At 25.8% G+C, this 2,615-nt stretch carries 5 protein-coding genes; all 5 read left to right on the forward strand.

The genetic code is table 11. From position 1 onward, the window contains the following. Nucleotides 1–581: hypothetical protein (locus HMPREF1321_RS03030; protein WP_232205417.1), on the forward strand; the 581-nt coding region annotated here is incomplete at its 5' end. After that, a complete protein-coding gene (locus tag HMPREF1321_RS03035) occupies nt 572–1,108 on the forward strand; it encodes an ADP-ribosyltransferase (RefSeq protein WP_083832717.1) in 537 nt (178 codons plus the stop codon). The genes HMPREF1321_RS03030 and HMPREF1321_RS03035, both read left to right, overlap by 10 nt. 1 nt (nt 1,109) lies before the next feature. Next, the gene (locus HMPREF1321_RS03040; RefSeq protein WP_009421318.1) at nt 1,110–1,373 is read left to right on the forward strand and encodes a hypothetical protein; all 264 of its coding nucleotides are present in this window, start codon (nt 1,110–1,112) and stop codon (nt 1,371–1,373) included. 317 nt (nt 1,374–1,690) lie between these two features. Next, entirely contained in the window at nt 1,691–1,891 is a 201-nt protein-coding gene (locus tag HMPREF1321_RS03045; RefSeq protein ID WP_050977201.1) for a hypothetical protein, read from the forward strand. A gap of 6 nt (nt 1,892–1,897) precedes the next feature. After that, on the forward strand, nt 1,898–2,470 hold the full coding sequence (locus tag HMPREF1321_RS03050) for a hypothetical protein (RefSeq protein ID WP_009421320.1): 573 nt from the start codon (nt 1,898–1,900) through the stop codon (nt 2,468–2,470). Nucleotides 2,471–2,615 lie beyond the last annotated feature (145 nt).

A 2,615-nucleotide genomic window follows, 5' to 3' on the forward strand; every position in this document is an offset into this window, starting at 1 on the left:
AAGTTGTTATGGGAACTCTTTCAAAAATTTATGTAAAAAATGATAATATAGATAATATTATTAATGAGTTTAAAACTTTCTATTCTATAAAAAGAATAGAATTTTTAGATACTCCAAAGTGGTGGCTCTATGCGCCCAAAGAGACTATTATTATTTCATTTGAATATGAGAATTGGATAGAAATAGAGGTGCAATTCAATTATTCACTATACATTTATGATGAGTTCTTGAGAAGGTTGTCAGAGAAGTATCTAACTATTATTTTATTAGTATATTATCAATCAACAACGGGAGAAGGTAGAGTGGCTATATTTCAAAGAGGTAGAATGAATTTATCTATTGTTCAAAATTATGTTAGAGAAGAGAATGTGGATAAAAATATTTTGACAGATAATTTTGGTTTGCCTATCTCTTTAAAAAATAAATTTCAAATTCCTAATCTATATGATGAATGTTATGTTTTTGGTTATGATTTTATAAATTACTTTTTGGAAAAAGAAGGGGTCTTTTCTCTATCAAAACAAAAAAAATATCATTATATACATATAGAGAAAATTAATGAAAATACAAGATATTACTAAATGGAAAAGTCAAAAGAAAATTTACTAAGGAGCTTTCGTTAGAGGAAGAAGCTGTATTGAGATTTTATACAACCAAAGAGGGATATAAGAATTTTAATAGAGCTCTAAGAGGTGAAATACCTATGACTGATTTTTATATCTCTCAAAAAAAACTAATGAATCAGGCGTTGAAAAAGTTACCAACATCTAATCATAATAATAGTCTTTTATATAGAATTGAAGATTTATCTGAAGATAAAATTTCAGAATTATATGTTCAAGGTTCCATAATAAAAACAAAAGGATTTACTTCTGCAACATATTCAGAAGATGCTGTTATTGAAGCTATGAGGAATAGACCTTATACTGTGTTAATAAGAATAGAAGGAAAGGATGGAAAACTAATAGAAGGGCTTTCAACATTACCATCTGAAAAAGAAATATTATTTAAGTCTGAGACGATATTTAAAGTGGAAAAAGTAGGTTTTTCTCCTAACCCAGAAGATTATATGATTCCTATAAAAACAATTTGGTTAAAAGAATTATAATATGAAAGATTATCAAAAAGAACTTCTTTTATTAAAAGAGAGGAAAGACCAACTTATGAAAACAATTAATAGTCACTCATTTTCAAGTGAAAAAGAATATAATCTTTTTGTAAAGAAAAATGTAAATATGTTTGTTGAATTAATAAAGATAACTAAGGAAATAAAAGATATTCAATGGAAACTTATGAATGATATAGAGAGACAAAATTATTTAGATTATTTGAAAGAATTAAAAGAAAAATTTAATGAGACAGAATCTTATTGAATTTAGGTTATGCTAATTTTACGGAGGAGAATTATTGTTAGAAATGGCAATATAATTGAATATACTTATCCTGCACGAAAAATATTGAGATGGAGTGAACAAAGAACGAAGGATTAGAAGAATGCTATTCAAGTAGCAAAAAGATTAAATAACACTAATGTTAATAATATAGGTAAATAACAGAAGGTAAAGTAGGAGAGTTTGTTAAAAGTAGAAAAGAAGTATTAGGATTTGGACAAAAAATAGAACCAAACATCACAGATATAGACGTTTCTACATTAGATGAAATAATTGAGGTAAAAACATCTTTTAGTGCTGTGAAAGAAAATCAATTTGATAAATTCTTAAATAGTAAGTTGGATAATTTTTGTAATCCAGAACAAAAGAAAGTGATTTTATATATAGACAAACCTATGTCTGAAGCCACAAATACGCAATTAAATATGATTAATAGAATCAAACAGAAAAATGTAATCATAGTAAATTCATTAGATGAACTAGGAAAAATAATAAAGTAACTTGTTATGGGAACTCTTTCAAAAATTTATGTAAAAAATGATAATATAGATAATATTATTAATGAGTTTAAAACTTTCTATTCTATAAAAAGAATAGAATTTTTAGATACTCCAAAGTGGTGGCTCTATGCGCCCAAAGAGACTATTATTATTTCATTTGAATATGAGAATTGGATAGAAATAGAGGTGCAATTCAATTATTCACTATACATTTATGATGAGTTCTTGAGAAGGTTGTCAGAGAAGTATCTAACTATTATTTTATTAGTATATTATCAATCAACAACGGGAGAAGGTAGAGTGGCTATATTTCAAAGAGGTAGAATGAATTTATCTATTGTTCAAAATTATGTTAGAGAAGAGAATGTGGATAAAAATATTTTGACAGATAATTTTGGTTTGCCTATCTCTTTAAAAAATAAATTTCAAATTCCTAATCTATATGATGAATGTTATGTTTTTGGTTATGATTTTATAAATTACTTTTTGGAAAAAGAAGGGGTCTTTTCTCTATCAAAACAAAAAAAATATCATTATATACATATAGAGAAAATTAATGAAAATACAAGATATTACTAAATGGAAAAGTCAAAAGAAAATTTACTAAGGAGCTTTCGTTAGAGGAAGAAGCTGTATTGAGATTTTATACAACCAAAGAGGGATATAAGAATTTTAATAGAGCTCTAAGAGGTGAAATACCTATGACTGATTTTTATATCTCTCA

Origin of the sequence: Capnocytophaga sp. oral taxon 412 str. F0487 (genome assembly GCF_000271925.1) — a bacterium.
GTDB lineage: Bacteria > Bacteroidota > Bacteroidia > Flavobacteriales > Flavobacteriaceae > Capnocytophaga > Capnocytophaga ochracea.

Bases quoted from the DNA above. Each gene is read 5' to 3' on its own strand.
- HMPREF1321_RS03040 (WP_009421318.1), top strand. From the start codon at position 1,110: ATGAAAGATTATCAAAAAGAACTTCTTTTATTAAAAGAGAGGAAAGAC.
- HMPREF1321_RS03050 (WP_009421320.1), top strand. From the start codon at position 1,898: ATGGGAACTCTTTCAAAAATTTATGTAAAAAATGATAATATAGATAAT.